We start from the raw sequence: 18,469 nt of genomic DNA, 5'->3' as shown, positions 1-18,469 counted from the left end.
GAGACTCTAGGCGTCAGACTTTTTCCGATACGCGGATGGCCAGTCGGCAGGCGGCTTTGATGGCGCCTGAGAGCACCGGATAGCCGGGTGCTTCTTCGGCGCCTTCGGCCAGCGCCTTTTCCTTGTGGGCGACTTCTTCCTCGCGGAATTTTTCCACCATGTCGCGTAACTCGCTTTCGGCGGGCTCGCTCTCCAGCTCGCGGACCTGATCCTGGTAGTGCTCGTCGATCACTTCTTCGACGGCCGCCGTGCACGCATGGGCGGCTTTTTCGCCCATCAGGGCTGTGGCGACGCCCATGGCATATCCAGCGGCCCCCCAGACAGGGTTGAGCAAAGCCGGGCGGACGCCACGGTCGGCCACGACCTTGTTGAAGGCATCCAGATGAACAGCTTCGTCCTCGGCCATGTGCTCGAGGTCGCGGACAATCTTGGCGCGGGGCTTGGCCGCACGGAAGACGGCAAGCTGGCCTTCATAGATGCGCACCGCGCCTGCTTCGCCTGCGTGGTCCACACGGATCATTTCGTGCAGGCGGCGCTGGATGACGCTGTTGCCGGCCAGATCAGCGGTGCTCATCTTTTTAGGTGATGACGTCATGAGGCATGCCTTTCTTTGCGGGCGGCGTAGGCGGGTATGAAACTCACTGCCGCAAGGGCGAGGGAGATAAGGAAATTATATCCCGCAAGCGACAAACCAAGGAATCGCCATGCGGCTTTGTCGCAGGGGACAATGGTGATGTTGCCGGACAGGGCGGCGTTGAAGTCCTCAATGGATCCCGAAACGCCGCCGCCGCTGCCACAGTCGGCGGGGCCTTCCCACCAGTCCCACTCAACGCCTGCGTGGCGCAGCCCGAGGATGGCGCTCACCACAAAGATGAAGCCGATACCGGTCATCAACCATGTGGGCCAGCGGCCCAGATTGGCCTCGCGGGACACGACCAGGGTCACCAGCAACAGCGGCAGGGCATTGTAGAATGGCCAGCGCTGCTCATAGCACAGGGCGCAGGGGACGTAGCCCAGCACATGCTCAAAGAACAGGAACCCCAAAATCGTGGCAATGGTGCCGGCAAGGGCCACAAGAATGGCCCGGCGTGGGGGAATGAGCGTGAGGAGGGTGGTCATCAAATTACAGGCCCACCGAATTGACGGCGTCAGAAATAAGCGCGGCAGCGCCGCCGGCAAGGCTCATGAGAACGATGACCCAGGCGGTGCCAAGGGCGGTGCCGAGGAAGACCAGAATGCCGTCGCGCTCGATGAAGCCCAATGAGGCAATCACAATGGCAGCGCCGGGAATCGTGTTGGTGAGGGGCAGGGGTATCATGATGGTGAGCGAGAACAGGATGAACAGCAGGCCGATGACCTGTTCCATGGGCCGCTTGGTCATGAACTGAAGACGCAGACGGCTGAACCGTTCAAACCGGCGCAGCCAGGGGCGCGCCTTGTTCATCATGTCGGTGAGGCTGTCTTTCTTGAGGGTGCGGTTGCGCAGGCTCTGGGGCAGCCACAGGGTGCGGCGGCCCGCGGCCAGCTGTACGGCGACAAACACCATGGGCAGCGACATGATTTGTGGCACGCCATAGAGAAACGGAATGGCGCAGGGCAGGGCCAGCACCAGCAGCACCATGCCGAAGGCACGTTCAGCCAGCACATCGACAAGGGCGCCCAGAGGCACTGTCTCGCTGTCGAACGAGGCAATGGCCTCATCCAGCAGCTGCGACGTCTGCTTGTCACTCATTTGCCCGTCATTGTGGGGCGGCTTGTGGGTGGCGATGTGCGTCATGGTTTCACAAATTATCAGGGTGAATTGAGGGCGTCGATTGGTGGCGATGCCGCAGGTTGCCCAAGAGGGTACCCAAGAGTGTGCACAAAAGGGGTAAATACTCCGATTGACCTTGCAGGCGGGGTGCCTATGATGCCGCTCCTTTCGTGGCGTCTTTATGATCCTTTCTTGGGCCCCTGTGGCGGAATTGGTAGACGCGACAGACTCAAAATCTGTTGGGGGTAACTCCGTGCTGGTTCGAGTCCGGCCAGGGGCACCACGAAAGCTTTTGGGCGGCTGTGGCACATGATCCGTGCGTTTACCCATAGCTGCCACATTCTGGGTTAAGGTACGGGCTGGCCCAAGATGCGGGCCTGAACCGGATATAGCCCCGGCTGGAGACCATTTTGGCGACCGATAGCCAGACCCATACGACATCCCCTGAGATTGCCAGTGAGCCCGCGGACGCATCGCCCGCTGAAGGTCCATCGGTGGATGGTGTGGTGACTGAGACGTCCATTCCAAACAACAAGCAATTGGCTCTGCGCGTCTGGCGCTTGTGGATGGCGCACCAAAAATCCCGTGTGGTGGGTGCGCTTGTGCTGATGGCGCTGGTTGCGGCCACGACAAGTATCTACCCGGTGTTGATCCAGCAGACGCTGGACATGGCCAACGACCGCAACGCCGATGTGTTTTACGTGCCGCTGCTGGTGGTGGGCGTTGTCGTCATCAAGTCCATCTCGCTTTATTTCCAGACTGTTGTCACCAGCTCGATTGTGCTGCGGGTGCTGCAAAAGATGCAGATCGCAATGTTCAACCGGCTGCTGACCTCCGACCTTGCGCGCCTCAATCGAGAAGCGACCGGGCGCTATCTGTCCCGCTTCACAAATGATGTGAGCGTTGTGCGTGAAGGGTTGATGCGTGTGCTGACCAATGCGGTGCGCGATGTGCTGACGATCCTCGGTGTGGCGGCGGCGATGGTCTATATGGATTGGCTGCTGGCGATTGTCGTGCTGGTGATCCTGCCCCTGGCGGCGGCGCCCATATCGGCGCTGGGCAAGCGGATGCGCAAGGTGTCCGCGGACGCGCAGGCCTATCTGGGTGACATGACGGCGCTGTTGAATGAAAGTCTGTCCGGTGCGCGCATGGTCAAGACCTATGGGTTGGAAGACTATGAACGCGAACGCTCCGGTTCGTTTTTTGAAGGCCTGTATGGCTGGACCATGAAACTGGTGCGCGGGCGCGCGCGCGTTGACCCGACCATGGAAATTCTTGGCGGTATCGCGATTGCGGGCGTGCTGTGGTTCAGCGTGTGGCGCATATTTGAAGGGTCGGGCACCGTTGGTGATTTCACCGGCTTCATCGCAGCCCTTGCGATCATGGCCCCATCGGCGCGGGCGCTTGGGACGTTGCACGTGGTGTTCCAGGAAAGCATGGCAGCGGTGCAGCGCGTGTTTGCGCTGCTTGATGAAGAGCCGAGCATTCAGGACGATGCAGATGCCAAGCCGCTTGAGGTTCGCGAAGGCAAGGTCAGCTTTAACGGCGTCGGCTTCAAATATGATGAGGGTGCGCCGGCACTGATGGATTTCTCGCTGGATGTGGCGCCGGGGACGACGGTGGCGCTGGTTGGCCCGTCTGGCGCGGGCAAGACCACTGTCATCAATCTCATACCGCGTTTGTATGACGCGACATCGGGCAGCGTGACCATTGACGGACAGGACGTGAAGCATGTGACGCTGGCGAGCCTGCGCAAGGAAATGGCGATCGTCAGTCAGGACGTGACCATGTTCAATGACAGCGTGCGCGCCAACATTGCGTTCGGGCGACTGGACGCCAGTGACGAAGACATTCGCGCGGCTGCCAAGGTGGCCGCTGCGGATGACTTTATCGAAGCCATGCCTGAAGGCTATGACACTGTTGTGGGTGACCGTGGTGTCAAACTGTCAGGTGGCCAGCGGCAGCGGATTGCTCTGGCCCGTGCCGTGCTGCGGGACGCACCGATTTTGCTGCTGGACGAAGCGACCAGTGCGCTGGACGCGGAGAGCGAACGCAAGGTGCAGGACGCGCTGGAAGTTCTGCGCAAGGGCCGCACGACCATCGTGATTGCGCATCGTCTTGCGACCGTGCGCGAGGCGGACATGATCTGCGTCATGGAAAAAGGCCGGGTCGTTGAGCTTGGCAGTCATGATGAACTGGTCGCGGCGGACAAGCTCTATGCGCGCCTGTGCAAAATGCAGTATTTCTCCGACGAAAGTGCGACGGACGCCGCGCAGTAGGTGTTGCGAAACTGAATGGATCCTACCCCTCCGGGCACATCGGAGGGCTGACGGGTCGTCAAGGAGGAGGAGGGCGATGGCTGGGAAATGCCGGCGGTGCACAAATCCGCATCCCCGGACTTGATCCTGGGTCCACTCTTGGTTGCTGTGCAGTTGATTGTTGGCGAGTAGGCTCCGGATCAAGTCCGGAGATACGGCTTGGGTGGCCCGCAAGCAAAAGCACGTCACCTCTCCCCCGACCGCTCAATTGTCCTTGTCCGGTTTATCCGGACAAGCCATTCCGAGCTGCTACTCGCGGCGCAGGATGAAGTCGACGAGGATATCCATCGATTTCATGTGCTGGAACTTTCCGTTGAGGCCTTCGCGGTCATATTCCGTGTTCACCCATGTCATGAAATCGATGGGCTCACGGGCGTTGCGGGCTTCGTACTCTTCCAAGAATGCATCCAGCACGCCGGTCTTGGCCTGGCGGACATGGCCGTAGCGCAGGGAGAGCTGGCTCTTGGCCTCAGTCACTGTCTGGCCTTCCTTCAGCATCTGATAGAGCGCTGACCCGATGCCGGCGCGGTCCGCGCCTGACTTGCAGTGCATGAGGACCGGGTACTCGATGGTGCTAAAAATTTCCCGGGCGCGGTTGAGACGATCGACCTGTGGGGCGCCGCGACTTTCCAGTGGCATATCAATCAGGGTGATGCCGTATTTTTCACACGCCTCGCGCTCCAGCACATAGGAGCCGCAGTTGCGGGCGCCGCGCAGATTAAGAATGGTCTTGATGCCGCGCTCTTTGGCCTGCTTCACCTGGTAGGGCCAGGGCTGGCCGGAGCGCCAGGCGCGCTGGGTGATGGGCGACGCCTTGGCAATCAACAGGCGGACGAACCCATGATCCACAAAGATCATGTCCATATAGGTGCGAAAGCGCTTGCCGAAGGTCGACAGATTGTCCGCTGTGCGATCGATGGCCATGAAGGTACAGGTCCGGGTAGGGTGTGTACGACTGGCAGGAACATCCAGCCATATTGCGGCGCACTATAGGGATTGGGCGGCAGATTGAAAGCCGTTCGGGGAGACTGCTTCGGGCTCATATCACGCGCGTTCCGCAAACCGTGATTTGCAAGACCGCCGGGGGCGTACCCATTTCCCGGCGGCATACATCTGAAGACAAGAAACGCTGAAAACAAAAAGGCCGGTCAATCGGCTGAGACACTGAAGGGGATAAATCCATGAAATCGATAAGTCTGTTGCTGCTGCGCGTGGGCCTGGGCCTGCTCATCTTGATCTGGGCCGCTGTGAAGCTGGGCGCACCGGAGGCGGCCATTGGCGTGTCCGACAAATATTACGGCGGCATGCTGAGCGGTGAGACGCTCATTCTGGTGCTGGGGATTGCTCAGGCGCTGCTGGGCCTGCTGGTCATTCTCGGGTTGTTCCGGGGGCTGGCTTTTCCAGCCATGATCATCGTGCTTGGGCTTGGGGCTGCTGCCGTGTGGCCGTCGCTGATTGACCCGCTGGGACTCATTTTTGGTCAGGACAATGTGCAGATCCTGTTCTTCCCGTCGCTGATCGTGTTCTTCGGCACATTGGTGATGTGGGCGTTCCGCGACGAGGACATGCTGTCGATTGACGCGGTCAGAGGCCGCTAATAGCCAGGATTTAGCAGCGTCTTCAGGCGTTCGCGAAACTGGGTGGCGGCCTTAGGGTCGTCACCCAGACCTGCGGCGGCATACATCTGCCTGCCGACGATGGCCTCGCCAAAGGCGGTGATAGCCGCCAGCAGCATATAGAACCGCGTATCTTCAATCTGCGGTCCCGGGCGTCCTGCGGCTTCGGCCTGCTTGACGCTGGCTTCATGCACCAGGGCCGTCAGTTCACTGAGCATCTGGGTGCCGCTGCCTTTTTCCGCACCTTCAGGCTCCGCGTCAACGCGGCCCGTCAGGGTCAGCCACGCCAGCAGGCGGGCATGGCCCTTGTCTGACAGGGTGGCAAAGACCTCATCCATCATGGCGCCGGTATCAACCGGGCCGGACTGACCTTTTTCAATCACCCCGAACAAGGCCTCGCGCAGATGGCGCATGGTGCGCTCAACCAGCGCTGCCACCAGACCTTCGCGGCTTTGGAAGTGGTGCAGGATGGCCGGGTGGGAAATGCCCACATCCTTGGCGATATCCTGCAGACGGATGCCTTCAGGGCCATTGGAGGCGAGACGCTTTTCAGCCGCGTCGAGAATCAGTCGTCGGGCTTCTTCGCCCGTGCGCCTGACCCGCCGGGGGGCTGTTTGTGTCTTTGTCTCGCTGGCCATATCTGCCCTGGTCCTGATCTGGCCTTGCGGGCCAATCCTTAGAATGCCTTGTGGGTCGGGCTTTGGTGGCTTGCCCCCGCACGCAGCGCCTAGGCGGGTTATGCCCGCGCGGGACGGTCATTGGCAAGTTTGGCGCCAAACGGGTAGCGTCGTGAGCCTGTTCCAAGGGGATCTGACCAGCTTCATGAGTTCTTCCGCCGCCAAACCTGCGCCTGCATCGTCTGTTTCCCGTGAACAGGAATCACCCGGGCAATCGCAGATCTATCCCACGCTGGCGCTGCCCATGCGCAGCCGGCGGCTGGTCATTCGCGATTTTGTGCCCGGCGATCTGGGCGCCCTGCATGCCTATTCAGAACGCCGGGAGGTCACCAAGCATCTGCTGTGGGGCCCCAATTCGGTGGAACAGTCCCGCGCGACGCTGGCGGAGTTCATGACCCAGCAGGGTGCAAACCCGCGCCTGCGGTACGATCTGGCGCTGGGTCTGCCGGGCGGCAAGGCAATTGGGGCGGTGTCCATTCATCTTGATGACATCCGGCTGGGCAATGCTGAAATCGGCTATGTGCTGCATTCAGACTACTGGGGCGGTGGATTTGCGTTTGAAGCAGTGCAGGCTTTGACCGCGCACATTTTTGAGCACTGGCCGCTCAACCGGGTGTGGGCACGCTGCCTTGAAAGCAACAAGGCGTCCCGGCGGCTGCTGGAGCGGCTGGGGATGCGTCACGAAGGTACGTTGTTGCGGGCGGAACGCATTGAAGGCGAGTGGCACAACGTCTTGATGTATGCGCTGCTGGCGGATGAATGGCTGGCGGGAGACCGCTAGGCGTCTTTTTCGGCCGTGGGTGCCGCGCCGCATTCCACCAGGTAGATAAGTGTTTCATTGTCCTGTCTGGTCTCGATGACCCGATGACCGGCCTGTGCGCAAAAATGCGGGACGTCGATGCGGGAGGCGGGGTCTGTGGCCAGCAAGGTCACCTGCTGGCCGGGCTTCAGGGCGCGCAGGGCCTTTTGCAGCTTCAGCACCGGCAGGGGGCAAAGCAGGCCGATTGCATCAATTTCACCCTGTGCAGCCTTGGTCACGGCGTAAACCCTTACAGTCTCTACGTCTTTTGCGCTGTTTGCGTCCGGTTCTGCTTGACCAGAAAACGGTGAAGCCTCTATATCGCAGGCAACGTCTTGGGAGGACACACGTGCTAAATCGAATTGGAAAAGAAGTCACCTATCTGCGTAGCGCCGTGCGCACGCTCGGCCGCCTGAAGGACATTCAGAAGAACCCGACGCGCACCTGGGCAGATATCATCGAAAATATCGCTGCCACAAAGCCGAACAACATCGCCATCTATGGCGAAGACGGCAGCACGATGACCTATGCGCAGCTCAATGAGCGCGCCAACCGCTATGCCCGCTGGGCGCTGGCGTCGGGTGCCCGCAAGGGTGATGCCGTGGCGCTGCTCATGGAAAACAAGCCCGAATACATCGTAGCCTGGCTTGGTATTGTGAAAATGGGCGCGACCGCTGCCCTGATCAACACAAACCTCACAGGCATGGGGCTTGGCCACTGCCTGAACATTTCAGGCGCTGATCACTGCATTGTTGAATCATCGCTGGCAGACAATTTCTTTGGCGCCAAAGAGCATTTTGACCGCGACATCAAGCCGTGGATTGAAGGCGGCTCTGTTCAGGGTGCTGAAGATCTGAGCTCTGCGCTTGATCTTTATTCTGCTGAGCCGCTTCCTGCGGATACCCGCAAGGATCTGAAGCAGGAAGACAACGCGCTTTACATCTACACCTCCGGCACGACGGGTCTGCCGAAGGCTGCGAAGATCACGCATTTCCGCTTGCAGACCATGGCCGGCGGCTTTTCCGCTGCGGCCAATGCGACTGAAAAAGACCGCATGTATGTGGTGCTGCCGCTCTATCACTCTGCGGGGGGCGTGTGTGCCGTGGGCACGACGCTTACCGTTGGTGGCTCCGTCATCGTGAAGCGCAAATTCTCTGCCAGCCAGTTCTGGTCTGACTGCGCCAAGTATGACGCGACACTGATCCAGTATATCGGTGAGCTGTGCCGCTACCTGCTGAACTCGGAAGAAAAGCCGGGCGAAAACAAGCACAAGGTTCGCATGGCGGTGGGCAATGGCCTGCGTCCGGAAATCTGGGAGCCGTTCCAGAAGCGGTTCAAGATTCCGCATATCACCGAGTTCTACGGTGCGACGGAAGGCAACATCGCGCTGATGAACTATGACGGCACGGTCGGCTCCGTGGGCCGAATTCCGGGCTATGCCAAGAACACCTTCAATGTGGAAATCGTGAAGTTCGACGTTGAGAACGAAGAACCTGTGCGTGGACCTGATGGTCTGTGTGTTGCCTGCCAGCCAGGTGAGGTGGGCGAGGCCATCGGCAAGATTGTTGATGACCCGTCCAAGCCGACAGGTCGGTTTGACGGCTATGCGGATGCCAAGGCGACGGAAAAGAAGATCCTTCGCGACGTGTTCGAGAAGGGCGACAAGTGGTTCCGGTCCGGCGACCTGCTGAAGCAGGACAAGAAGGGCTACTTCTACTTCATGGACCGGATCGGTGACACGTTCCGCTGGAAGGGCGAAAACGTGGCGACATCCGAAGTGGCTGAAGCCATTTCCGTGTTCCCGGGTATTTCCGAAGCCAATGTGTATGGCATGGCGATCAACGGTATGGACGGCCGTGCGGGCATGGTGTCCATGGTGGTTGCTGGCGACCTGGACTGGGACAAGTTCAAGGCGCATCTGGATGCCAACCTTCCTGCCTACTCGCAGCCGGTCTTTGTGCGGCTGCAGCCTGAGGTGGAGATCACCGGCACGTTCAAGCACCGCAAGGTGGATCTCGTGAAGGAAGGTTTTGATCCCGATACAATCGAAGACCCGATCTACTTCTTCGATCCGCGCGAGAAGAAATATGTGCATCTGACCAAGCCGCTTTACGACGAAATCCAGACGGGCACGCTGAAGCTCTAGGATTTCTGAACCTCAGGCATAAAGAAGGGCGGCAGTTTCAACTGCCGCCCTTTTTTGTTTCCCGGTCCGTGTCTCCGGGCCTGACCCGGAGTCTACTCGCAGCGGCTTACAGTACAGCGTCGGCGAGTGGGCCCCGGATCGAGTCCGGGGCTACGGTTTTGCGTTATTCAGCAGCCGTCTGAGACTTCTTTTTCTCTTCGTCTTCGTAATGCTGCTGGATGGTGGTCATGGCGGCTGACATGGCCTGACCGATGAACTCCTCTGCATTGTCAGTGGCCCAGCCGAAGCTTTCGCGGCGAGCGTCGTTCATCTTTTCGATTTCCGGCGTCACGTGACGCTGCCACAGCTCGTAGGACTTCTTGGTGTTGTCGAAGTCGGCCCAGTTGTGCGCCAGCTGCAGGAAGCAGCCAAAGCCTGGCATCTTTTCTTCCAGGCGCTTGATCTGGGCGATGGCATCTTCCGGTGTGCCGACAATGCCCTGACCGCTTTCAATCATGGCGTCCAGCGGGTCCTTGTTCTTGTCGGCGTTGGGGGCAGCCATCGGGTTGATGGAGTTGAAGTAGTCGGACCATTTGTGGAAGCCGAACTTCACATTCTCCATCGCCTTTTCTTTTGTTTCAGCGATGTGGATCGGGCCGACAAGGCGCATGCAGTCCGGGTCCATGGTGCGGCCATGTTCCTTGGCCACTTCCTGCGCCACTTGCCAGTTGATGCCCAGAGCGTCATAGCCGCCTTCATTGGTGGCAGCGACGCACAGCATACCCAAACCGTATTTGCCAGCGAGCTTGCCGCCGGATGGTGTCACGGAACTTGCCACGGCGACTTCAGGGTGCGGGCTGGAGTAAGGCGTCAGTTGCAGGCGGGCTTTTTCCAGCTTGTACCATTCGGTTTCCTCGGTGACCGTCTCGCCATTGAACAGGCGCATGATCACGTCGAGCGCTTCCACCATGCGCGGCCGCTGCTTGGCCACCTCAATGCCCAGCATCATGGCGTCGGACGGCAGCAGGCCGGGGCCTGCGCCAAACATGATGCGGCCCTTGGTCTGATGGTCGAGCTGGATGATGCGGTTGGCCGTGGTCAGCGGGTGGTGATAGGGCAGCGAAATGACGCCTGTGCCCAGCTTGATGCGGCTGGTGCGTTCGGCGACGCCCGCAATGAACACTTCCGGCGAGGCAATGATTTCATAGCCGGCTGAGTGATGCTCGCCGATCCAGGCTTCGTCATAGCCGATGCGATCGAGATGTTCGATCAGTTCCATATCGCGCTGGATGCAGAGCGTGGGGTCTTCATCCAGGGGGTGGAAGGGGGCCAGAAAGATGCCGTTGCGCTTCTTGCGTGATTGGGCCTGGGCCATTGTTATTTCCTCCGTGTGCGGTTTTTTGGTTTCTTATTGGGTGCGGGGCCTGAGGCCGCCGAGTATCAGGTTCAGAAGATCATCGTGCAGTTTGGCGATATCGACCTGGGTGCCGGGGCCTGACCAGCGAACGGTGAAAGCCCCCCAGGTGGAAATAAGCGCGGTGGCAGCTAGGGACGGATCGTTGATGGCGGCAAACTCACCGGACGCCTGCCCATCGGCGATGATGTTTTCGACGACATCCACCACTTCGCGGTTGGCGCTTTCAGCAGCTGACACGAGATCGGTCTGGTTGACGAACTCACGGGCCATCTGGCGCATGACGCCCGCATTGGCTTCGTATTCGTCCACCAGCAGACGCACGAAAAGGCGCAGGCGCTGCTCGGCGCTGTTGGCTGTGTCAGGTGCTGCGGCAAGGTCGCTTTGCAGGCGATCCACCAGTTGGGCATTGAACTGCTCAATGAGCGCTGCCTTACTGGCGAAGTGCAGAAAGAACGTCGCCTTGGCAATGCCGGCGGCCTCGCAGATTTCCTCGATGCGCACGGCGTCAAAGCTGCGCTCGGCAAAAAGCTGCATGGCTGCATCAAAGATGTGACGCCGGGTGCGGGCCTTGCGCTGGGTGCGTTTGTCGCCCGTCTTGGTGGTTGAGGATGTTGAAATTGCCCCGGGTCCCTGCGTTCTAGGATTTATAGACTCCAGTCTAGTTTTCGCTGACGCTTTGAGTCAAAGTCAGAGTTAGAAACGACAAAAAGAAAACGCGATGGAGGGAGTTGCGCCATGAAAGCCGCCATTTTTCACGAGGCAGGCAAGCCGCTGACCATTGGTGAGGTGGCGTCGCCGGACCCCGGCCCGCATGAGCTGGTTTTGAAGGTTCAGGCCTGCGGCATTTGTGGTTCCGACCTTCACTGCACCGAGCATGGGCCGTTTGTGCTGCCCGGCAACACGGTGATGGGGCACGAGTTTTCAGGCGAGGTTGTGGGCCTTGGTACCCAGATCGCCGGGCGATTTGCCGAAGGTGACCGGGTAACGGCGCTGCCGATCATCGTGCCGCCGATCCCACCGGCAGGGCAGGAAGACATCGAACCGTGGTTGCGGTCTGATGTACAGACCATCGGCCTTGGTGTGGTGCCCGGCGCCTATGCCGAATATGTGCGGGTGGGCGTGACCCAGACCAAGAAACTGCCGGAAGCCGTCTCCTATGAAATGGGTGCGCTTGTGGAACCGCTGGCCGTTGGCCTGCATGCGGTGAACAGGGCTGAGATGCGCTCGGGCGACAATGTGCTGGTGCTGGGTGCGGGGCCCATTGGCCTGGCGAGCATTGCCTTTGCCCAGCGCATGGGTGCGGCCAATGTCATTGTCAGTGAGATGACGGACCAGCGCCGGGCTTTGGCTGAAAGCGTGGGTGCCACGGGCACCATTGATGCCAAGGGCAATGTGCTGGAGCAGTTCGCCGAACTTACCGGCGCCATGATGCCTGACGTAGTGATCGAAGCTGTGGGCATTCCCGGCATGGTTCAGCAGGCGATTGATTTTGTGAAACCAAAAGGCCGTGTGGTGGTGGTTGGCGTGTGCCAGCAGCAGGACCAGATGATGCCGATGGTGGCGATCATGAAAGAGGTTGGTGTGCAGTTCGTGCTCGGCTATGAGCCGCGCGACTGGGACACGGTGTTGTCCTTCATGGCCAATGACCGGCTCAAGGTTGAGCATCTGGTGACGCATCGGGTGGGATTTGACGCGTTTCCAGATGCATTTGAAGCGCTGCGCACACCCAGCGACCAGTGTAAGGTGATGCTGAAGCCCGCGTAGCGATCACGCCTGTTCACGGAAGGCCTGCTGAAGTGTGAAGCGGCGTGGGTTGCGTGATGCCGCCTGCGTGGCGATGTTTATCGACACAAACAGTCTACCGCATGGGGGATAAAATCATGCTTCGTTGGATCATTCTTGCCGGAACACATGGCGGCGCGCTCGCCGTTGGTTTTGCTCTTGGTATCTATCTGCTGCCCATTCTCACCGCGCCTGAGGGGCCGGGCGAAACCGTTCTGGCTGAAAGCGCCAAGTCGGCGGTGTATGAAGCTGAGTTCACCCGCGAGCTGGCGGGCAGCGACTTCCTGCATTGGGGCGAAGGCACCGTCAGCATCACGCCGACACAGGTGGTGCACACAGGTGCGCTTGCTCCGGGACCGGACTATCAGCTGTATCTGGCCTCCGAATTCGTCGAGGATGAAGCAGGCTTTGAACGCATCAAGGCCTCTGCCAAGCGCATTGGCAGCGTGAAGACCTTTGACGGGTTTCTGGTGGATGTGCCCGAAGGTGTGAATGTCGCCGACTACTCCACCGTCATCGTGTGGTGCGAGAGCTTTGGCGAATTCATCACGGCTGCAGAGTATCAGTAGAGCTTAAATTGGAATCGCCTTTTGACGGGGTGCCGAGTGATCTCAGATAATGGAGCAGCGCGCCCGCATGTATTGCAACGACATTGCTTCCCACCTGTCGCACTTTTATCCCTTTGGGGATCTTATAGAAGGCTGCCGGGTGGCTGAATAGAAACTCCTGATCAACGCGGTGTCCAAGCGCGATGTGATCAAACTGCAGCCCCGGTATCAATCCGCCACATTCAGCAAGCTCTAGACCGTCTGCCTTTCCCGGGATGGTTATCCTGCTGTGCTCTGGCTGAGCGTAAAAGTCTCTCAACCAAGTGTCAGGTTCGTTCCAGTGCTTCAGGAACAGCAGATACTGCTCACCGACTCTCAAGGAAGCATGTCGCCCAAAGGTGATCTGCGTAGGCGCTGGTTGGCCTTGTAGAGGTCGGATGTGCTCTATCACGGTTGCCTCATATTGAAAGCCGCAAGTATCCCAATCCGTTTTCCGTTTAGTGGATGAAGTGACTTTGATGACGGCGACCATGTCGGATACATCGTGCCGGTGCTGGAATTCCACGGAGTAAGTCGTGGCAAGCGATTCCTGAAGGCTTGCCAAGCCGACGATGAATGCAACAAGCGCGGCTACCGCCAAATGGTGGGCTCCTCCATTCTGCCGATCTTTGGGTGGAGCCATACCGTCTCTAGCTGCGTGGTGCCTGGGCCAGGGCGGCATGCAGGACGCCGAGCCACGGGGCCTGTTCTTCCATGGGGGCGGCTGAGCGGATCAGGCCGCGGCCAAGCGCGTCATCCCAGGTGAGTGTTCCTGCCAGCAGATTGTCGATCACATAACGTGTTGTGAAGAATCGTGGGCCTTCGCCTTCAAGGCTGATGCCGCGTAGGTCTGCACTTGGGCCACCGGTGCTCGCTGTCAGTTCCAGCCAGCGGAATTCGTGGATCAGCAGGATATGCGCGCTGCCATCGATGTGCGGTCCGGCTGACAGGCCTTCCAGACGCTCATCGAGAGCCGCAACAGTGACGCTAGTCTTGTCGGCGCGCCACTCATGTTGCAGTTGCCCGGTTTCGGGTGTCCATCTGTCGCCGTGCAGGGATCCCTTCTCGGATTCAGCCACTTCGGCCTGAAGAACGCCTTCGGCTTCCGGGAAGATGTTGAACAGCATGGCCAGCATGACAGCGCCGCCGCACGCCGAAGCGGGTGTCGCAAGCATGGATGCAATGACGGCGATTCCTGCCAGTCGGCCCAGACGGTTCATTCCGTGTCCCCCCGTTACCCACCTTCTTTGCAGGCGTTGAGCGGAGTATAGCACATCTTGTGTAGGGCACCTGATCGGCAGGCGGTCGGCTTTTTTAGCCCGGCAGAACCCAGAAGCCCGCCCGTGGGAAGTGGACGACGACTTCGCCGACGCGGTCGTCGCTGCGCCTGATGGCGATTTGGCTGGCGCTTGAGGAGACGAGCGTGCCTGCTATCGGGTCGCGGCCATAGTCGTCGGCCATGACCTGCACGGCCATGCCGGGCTTGAGGCCGTTTGGCTCGTGGGGGTCTTCCTGCTCGTAGGCTGTGCTGGTGGCGTCCTTCGCGATGGCAATGGCGTCTTCAGTGCTCATTTCGTGGCGGGTGCCGTGGCCGATATTGCGCACGCGCAGTTCCCACGCCTGCACGGCCTTGAAACTGTCAAACAGATCGCCGCCATCCGGGTTGGCAGCGCGGGCAAACCAGATGTTGTAGTAGGCGGAGGCATCCGTAAGGCCGGGCTTGTCGCCGAGCAGAAACTTGCGTCCATCCGCAAGCTGGCTTTCCAGCATCGCCAGATGGGCGCGCATCTGTTCGAGCATGATGGGAACAGCCTGTTTCATCTCGTCCGTATTGAACGAACGGCCTGAGAGCGCCTCGCGGTCTTTCTTGAAGCTTTCATCCACATGCTCACCGATGCTGCCGAAGGTGATGGCGACATTGGCCTGGAAGACTTCGCGGTCTGTCCAAAAGCCGAGTGCCGCGCCCAGTCCGTTTCCGTCCGGCAGGGCTGTTGTGGGGAAGCGGCGCTCCAGCTCGCGGACGATGATCTGGCTGTCGCAATAGATGTCTGCACCGATCTGCATCACCGGGATCTTGCGGTAGCCGCCGGTCAGGCACACGAGGTCCGGCTTGGGCATGATGACGGGCTGGTCAACCGCGTGCCACTCAATGCCCTTGATGCCGAAGATGATCCGCACTTTTTCAGAGAAGGGCGAGATTTCGTACTGATGGAAAATGATCTTGTCGGACATGTGAGTTGTCTCCGGAGGCGGATGAAGGATTTACGCGAAGGGCCAGACGAAACGAATGGTGTCGTTCTTGATGCCGTCGACCACGATGTCGAGGCCACCGGAGCGGACCATCCACTCAAGGCGGTGATCGCGGTACTGACGTTTGAACTGGCCGGTTGAAATGAGATCGCCGACCTGCGCCATGTCGCTGAGGGAGGCGACGGCTTCGGTCTGGGTTTCTTCAATTGATGGCCGGGCATTGGCGCGCACCAGCCACTGGCCCAGCGGCGTGCCGGGCTTGGGGCCAAGGTCGAAGCCCGCCGCGCCATTTACCAGCGGTGCAATGGCGCAGTCGGCATAGCCAATGGTGCGGCCACCGAACCACTGATTGTCGCCGAGGTGTTTTTCAAGCCAGGCATGGGCCTGGGCCAGCTGTTCGGCGGCAGCGGCGGTCAGGCGGTCGGCGGCGGCGCCGGTTGCGCGCTTGAAGAAATGGATTTCGCCCAGGGCCCAGGTGATGGCTTCGTAGTGGGTGTCCATCATCTCCTCCAGCATGCGCGCATGGGCGCGGGCTGCAGGCTCTTTGAGCAGCAGTGCCGGGTCCGGCCAGGTTTCCTCGATGTATTCAAGAATGACGGTCGACTCGAAGATCGTCACGTCGCCGTGGATGAGTGCGGGCACTTCGATGCGCGGGGACGCGTCACGAAACTCGCCGCCGGCAAGGCCGGTGCCGATCGAGTCCGGCAGCTTTGCCGCGAACGCGACGCCTTTCTCGCGCAGGGCGATCTTGCACTTCTGGGCATAGGGCGAGAGCGGGTGTTCGTAGATCGTGACGTCTGCCATGGGCTTGGCCTTTTCAGGATGCGTTTGATACGCCGGTTGCGATTTTCTCAAGGCGGCCTTCTGGCACCGGACCGGACTCGATTTCGATATCCATGGTCTCCAGGAAGGAACAGACCATCTGATAGACGCCGACAATGACAAGCAGTTCGGCTGTCTGGTTGTCGCCGAGATGGGCATGTACTGCATCGAAGGTCGTGTCTGACGCGCGGGTGTTTTCCACCACGTCGTCGGCAAAGGCGAGGGCTGCGTTCTCGATGTCGGTGAGAAGAGGCGAGGGCAGCGGCGCGCCTGCCGCCATGATGCGGTCTTCGGCCATGCCAAGCTCACGGGCGACGCGCTCATGGTGCCAGACTTCATACTGGGCGCTGCGGCTGTGGCCGACCCGCAGGATCACAAGTTCGCGCAACTCAGGGTCGAGGGTGCCGTCATTCAGGTAGGCATTTACCAGCGCCATGAAGGGCGCGAAGGCCGCGCCGGAGCGGGCCATCATCTTGAAGACGTTGAGGTCGGGCAGGTCCGCCAGCAGGGCAGCGTTTTCAGGTGTGATGTCGTCGGTTTCCGGATAGGGAATGCGTGGCACGGATCAGCCTCTGCGTTTGTCGAGTTCGGCCATCCAGCCGAACAGGGTGGCGGTGTCCGGGCGCGGATCGCCGGAAAACTCGTGATAGAGCGTTGCAACATTGACGGCGATGCGTTCGCCGTCGCCCCAGCTGTCATAGTCGCTCATGTCGATGTCCTGGGCTGCCTCAAAGCAGGAGAGGCCGGCGTCATAGCGCTTACGGGCTTCGTCGCGGACATAGACCAGATATTGCTGCAGGGCTTTGACGCCGCGCTTGTCGGTGATGGGGCCGTGGCCGGGCACGACCGTATCCACGTCCATGGCGCAGATGGCGTCACAGGCGTTGATCCAGTTTTCGACGGGGCCTTCCCACAGAATTGGATGACCTTCGATGAAGAGGATGTCGCCGGTGTAGACGGTCTTGTTGTCGGGCACGTGCACGATGATGTCGCCGGGCGTATGTGCCGGGCCGACACTCAGCAAATGCACGTCCTTGTTGCCGACTTTGCGGGTCAGGGAACCTTCAAAGGTGGTGGTGGGCAGGGTGGGCGTCACGCCCTTGAAATCAAACACGCCGAAGCATTTGGTGAGGTAGGCCCCAAGGTCGCCAAGATCCGGTGCCGCCTCGAGGAAACCCACCAGCATTTCAGGTGGCTCATGGGCCATGGCTTCTGCGGCCAGTTTGTGGGCGATGATCTCCGCGCCCTCGCAGCACTCATTGCCGTAGCAATGGTCGCCATTGTGGTGGGTGTTGACCAGCATGCCGATGGTGTCAGCCGCCTTGGGCTCGGCCTTGCGATAGGCGTCCAGCATGTCGCGGGTCAGGGGTACGTCGAACAGGGTATCGACGATGAGCGACTGATCGCCATCAACGATCATGCCGGAGTTGGACCAGCCCCAGCCGCCATCAGGCTGAAGCCATGCATAGGCGCCGTTGCCCAGCTCATGCAGACCCTTGGTGTAGGTGTATTTGGGAATGCCCAATCCAGTTACGTCGATGCCCATGATCTGGTCTCCTGCGTTGTGCGAGGTGGCTATTTGGTGCGGGTGACTTTGGCGAGATCTGGAACCTCGCCGTCTTCAAGGTCAACCTCGAAGGTTTCAAGGTAGCGGGACACCAGCATGTAGAAACCAACGGTGATGGTGAGTTCCTGCAGCTGGCGGGGCCCAAGTTTTTCGAGCAGCGGATTGAAGGTGGCGTCGGACGCTTTGACGTTTTTGAGAATGTCATCGGTGAAAGCCATGACTTGAGCTTCGATCTCGGTCAGGTCTTTGGTGTCACCGGTGCGGGCAGCTGAGATGAGCTCTTCGCGCATCTTCATCTGGCGAGAGATTGTTTCGTGCTGCTGCACTTCGTAGGCCGCGCCGGACAGGTGACCGACACGCAGGATGGCAAGCTCGCGCAATTCCGGATCGATTTCTGTTTCAGAAAGAATGCCGCCGCCGAACTGCATGAAGCGTCCAAACAGCGGGCCGGTGTGGGCAAGCATTTTGAAGATATTGATGGGCGGTGCGTTCTCAAATGCCTTGGCGGAGAGGCCCTCCAGCGTGCTGGGGTCTGCGTAGTCGATGCGTGCCATTTGTTTTCCCTCTGTATCCGGTCTTTTTGCAACGTGTTCTTGTGAATTTGACACTCTGTCATTTGACGTTCTGTCAGGGGCCGGAGCAGCAGCATAAACCGCTGTCTGCCCGCAAAGCGAGCAGACTCACTGCTAATTCGGGGCAATTTCACTGCAAAAAAGCACCGTATGTTGCGTGTTGTGATTGCCAGCGTGCCACCAC

At 59.8% G+C, this 18,469-nt stretch carries 21 protein-coding genes and 1 tRNA gene; 7 read left to right on the top strand and 15 right to left on the bottom strand.

Features of this window, described 5'->3' with window-relative positions:
- Window positions 1-13: 13 nt before the first annotated feature.
- Genes BN1012_RS13135 through BN1012_RS13125 form a run of 3 tightly spaced genes read right to left on the bottom strand, consistent with a single transcriptional unit; the run spans window position 14 to window position 1,732 of the window.
- Window positions 14-595 (bottom strand): demethoxyubiquinone hydroxylase family protein, encoded by a 582-nt coding sequence (locus BN1012_RS13135; protein ID WP_052535307.1) that lies wholly within the window; start codon window positions 593-595, stop codon window positions 14-16.
- Window positions 592-1,119, bottom strand: a complete 528-nt coding sequence (locus tag BN1012_RS13130) for a disulfide bond formation protein B (RefSeq protein ID WP_043949945.1) — start codon at window positions 1,117-1,119, stop codon at window positions 592-594. The genes BN1012_RS13135 and BN1012_RS13130 overlap by 4 nt, the downstream gene beginning before the upstream one ends.
- A gap of 4 nt (window positions 1,120-1,123) precedes the next feature.
- Window positions 1,124-1,732 (bottom strand): exopolysaccharide biosynthesis protein, encoded by a 609-nt coding sequence (locus tag BN1012_RS13125; RefSeq protein ID WP_171815971.1) that lies wholly within the window; start codon window positions 1,730-1,732, stop codon window positions 1,124-1,126.
- Window positions 1,733-1,949: 217 nt separating this feature from the next.
- Here BN1012_RS13125 and BN1012_RS13120 point away from each other — a divergent pair.
- Together BN1012_RS13120 and BN1012_RS13115 are read left to right on the top strand one after the other, a co-directional pair.
- Window positions 1,950-2,036: transfer RNA gene (locus BN1012_RS13120), tRNA-Leu, on the top strand.
- Between the two features lie 127 nt (window positions 2,037-2,163).
- Window positions 2,164-4,032: an ABC transporter ATP-binding protein gene (locus BN1012_RS13115; protein ID WP_244442902.1), complete on the top strand. Its 1,869-nt coding sequence runs from the start codon at window positions 2,164-2,166 to the stop codon at window positions 4,030-4,032.
- A gap of 288 nt (window positions 4,033-4,320) precedes the next feature.
- On the opposite strand, the gene BN1012_RS13110 is transcribed toward BN1012_RS13115, so the two are convergent.
- Window positions 4,321-4,995 carry a protein tyrosine phosphatase family protein gene (locus BN1012_RS13110; protein WP_043949943.1) on the bottom strand — a complete coding sequence of 225 codons (675 nt, stop codon included), beginning with the start codon at window positions 4,993-4,995 and terminating at the stop codon, window positions 4,321-4,323.
- Between the two features lie 257 nt (window positions 4,996-5,252).
- Between BN1012_RS13110 and BN1012_RS17050 the strand changes: the two genes are divergently transcribed.
- Window positions 5,253-5,669 carry a hypothetical protein gene (locus BN1012_RS17050; protein WP_052535305.1) on the top strand — a complete coding sequence of 139 codons (417 nt, stop codon included), beginning with the start codon at window positions 5,253-5,255 and terminating at the stop codon, window positions 5,667-5,669.
- Here BN1012_RS17050 and BN1012_RS17045 read toward each other — a convergent pair.
- Window positions 5,666-6,325, bottom strand: a complete 660-nt coding sequence (locus BN1012_RS17045) for a TetR/AcrR family transcriptional regulator (RefSeq protein ID WP_052535303.1) — start codon at window positions 6,323-6,325, stop codon at window positions 5,666-5,668. The genes BN1012_RS17050 and BN1012_RS17045 overlap by 4 nt on opposite strands.
- A 184-nt stretch (window positions 6,326-6,509) precedes the next feature.
- Between BN1012_RS17045 and BN1012_RS17655 the strand changes: the two genes are divergently transcribed.
- Window positions 6,510-7,145 carry a GNAT family N-acetyltransferase gene (locus tag BN1012_RS17655; protein ID WP_171815970.1) on the top strand — a complete coding sequence of 212 codons (636 nt, stop codon included), beginning with the start codon at window positions 6,510-6,512 and terminating at the stop codon, window positions 7,143-7,145.
- On the opposite strand, the gene BN1012_RS13090 is transcribed toward BN1012_RS17655, so the two are convergent.
- Window positions 7,142-7,402 (bottom strand): sulfurtransferase TusA family protein, encoded by a 261-nt coding sequence (locus tag BN1012_RS13090; RefSeq protein WP_043951083.1) that lies wholly within the window; start codon window positions 7,400-7,402, stop codon window positions 7,142-7,144. The genes BN1012_RS17655 and BN1012_RS13090 overlap by 4 nt on opposite strands.
- Here BN1012_RS13090 and BN1012_RS13085 point away from each other — a divergent pair.
- Window positions 7,387-9,309, top strand: a complete 1,923-nt coding sequence (locus BN1012_RS13085) for a long-chain-acyl-CoA synthetase (RefSeq protein WP_320408861.1) — start codon at window positions 7,387-7,389, stop codon at window positions 9,307-9,309. The two genes, BN1012_RS13090 and BN1012_RS13085, sit on opposite strands and share 16 nt — an antisense overlap.
- A 163-nt stretch (window positions 9,310-9,472) precedes the next feature.
- Here BN1012_RS13085 and BN1012_RS13080 read toward each other — a convergent pair whose 3' ends face one another.
- Together BN1012_RS13080 and BN1012_RS17720 are read right to left on the bottom strand one after the other, a co-directional pair.
- Window positions 9,473-10,663 (bottom strand): LLM class flavin-dependent oxidoreductase, encoded by a 1,191-nt coding sequence (locus BN1012_RS13080; protein WP_043949940.1) that lies wholly within the window; start codon window positions 10,661-10,663, stop codon window positions 9,473-9,475.
- A 33-nt stretch (window positions 10,664-10,696) separates the two neighbouring features.
- Window positions 10,697-11,254, bottom strand: a complete 558-nt coding sequence (locus BN1012_RS17720) for a TetR/AcrR family transcriptional regulator (RefSeq protein WP_275450973.1) — start codon at window positions 11,252-11,254, stop codon at window positions 10,697-10,699.
- Between the two features lie 186 nt (window positions 11,255-11,440).
- Between BN1012_RS17720 and BN1012_RS13070 the strand changes: the two genes are divergently transcribed.
- Window positions 11,441-12,469: a zinc-binding dehydrogenase gene (locus tag BN1012_RS13070; protein WP_043949939.1), complete on the top strand. Its 1,029-nt coding sequence runs from the start codon at window positions 11,441-11,443 to the stop codon at window positions 12,467-12,469.
- Window positions 12,470-12,585: 116 nt separating this feature from the next.
- Window positions 12,586-13,056, top strand: coding sequence for a DM13 domain-containing protein (locus tag BN1012_RS13065; protein WP_043951080.1), 471 nt, complete (start codon window positions 12,586-12,588; stop codon window positions 13,054-13,056).
- On the opposite strand, the gene BN1012_RS13060 is transcribed toward BN1012_RS13065, so the two are convergent.
- The 7 genes from BN1012_RS13060 to BN1012_RS13030 all read right to left on the bottom strand — a co-directional run bounded on the left by BN1012_RS13060 (window position 13,034) and on the right by BN1012_RS13030 (window position 18,267).
- Complete coding sequence (locus tag BN1012_RS13060) at window positions 13,034-13,675, bottom strand: hypothetical protein (protein WP_052535298.1); 642 nt, start codon at window positions 13,673-13,675, stop codon at window positions 13,034-13,036. The two genes, BN1012_RS13065 and BN1012_RS13060, sit on opposite strands and share 23 nt — an antisense overlap.
- Before the next feature lie 49 nt (window positions 13,676-13,724).
- On the bottom strand, window positions 13,725-14,294 hold the full coding sequence (locus tag BN1012_RS13055) for a hypothetical protein (RefSeq protein ID WP_043949937.1): 570 nt from the start codon (window positions 14,292-14,294) through the stop codon (window positions 13,725-13,727).
- 94 nt (window positions 14,295-14,388) lie between these two features.
- Window positions 14,389-15,306 (bottom strand): glutathione S-transferase family protein, encoded by a 918-nt coding sequence (locus tag BN1012_RS13050; protein ID WP_043949936.1) that lies wholly within the window; start codon window positions 15,304-15,306, stop codon window positions 14,389-14,391.
- A 30-nt stretch (window positions 15,307-15,336) separates the two neighbouring features.
- Window positions 15,337-16,128 (bottom strand): glutathione S-transferase family protein, encoded by a 792-nt coding sequence (locus tag BN1012_RS13045; RefSeq protein WP_043949935.1) that lies wholly within the window; start codon window positions 16,126-16,128, stop codon window positions 15,337-15,339.
- A gap of 13 nt (window positions 16,129-16,141) precedes the next feature.
- Entirely contained in the window at window positions 16,142-16,708 is a 567-nt protein-coding gene (locus tag BN1012_RS13040; RefSeq protein ID WP_052535297.1) for a carboxymuconolactone decarboxylase family protein, read from the bottom strand.
- A 3-nt stretch (window positions 16,709-16,711) separates the two neighbouring features.
- A complete protein-coding gene (locus BN1012_RS13035; protein WP_081826395.1) occupies window positions 16,712-17,692 on the bottom strand; it encodes an MBL fold metallo-hydrolase in 981 nt (326 codons plus the stop codon).
- A 29-nt stretch (window positions 17,693-17,721) separates the two neighbouring features.
- Window positions 17,722-18,267 (bottom strand): carboxymuconolactone decarboxylase family protein, encoded by a 546-nt coding sequence (locus tag BN1012_RS13030; protein WP_052535296.1) that lies wholly within the window; start codon window positions 18,265-18,267, stop codon window positions 17,722-17,724.
- Window positions 18,268-18,469 lie beyond the last annotated feature (202 nt).

The organism is Candidatus Phaeomarinobacter ectocarpi (assembly GCF_000689395.1).
In the GTDB taxonomy this organism is placed as follows: domain Bacteria; phylum Pseudomonadota; class Alphaproteobacteria; order CGMCC-115125; family CGMCC-115125; genus Pyruvatibacter; species Pyruvatibacter ectocarpi.
Note: the sequence above shows the minus strand (reverse complement) of the source record. Positions and strands in the feature narration are given on the sequence as shown.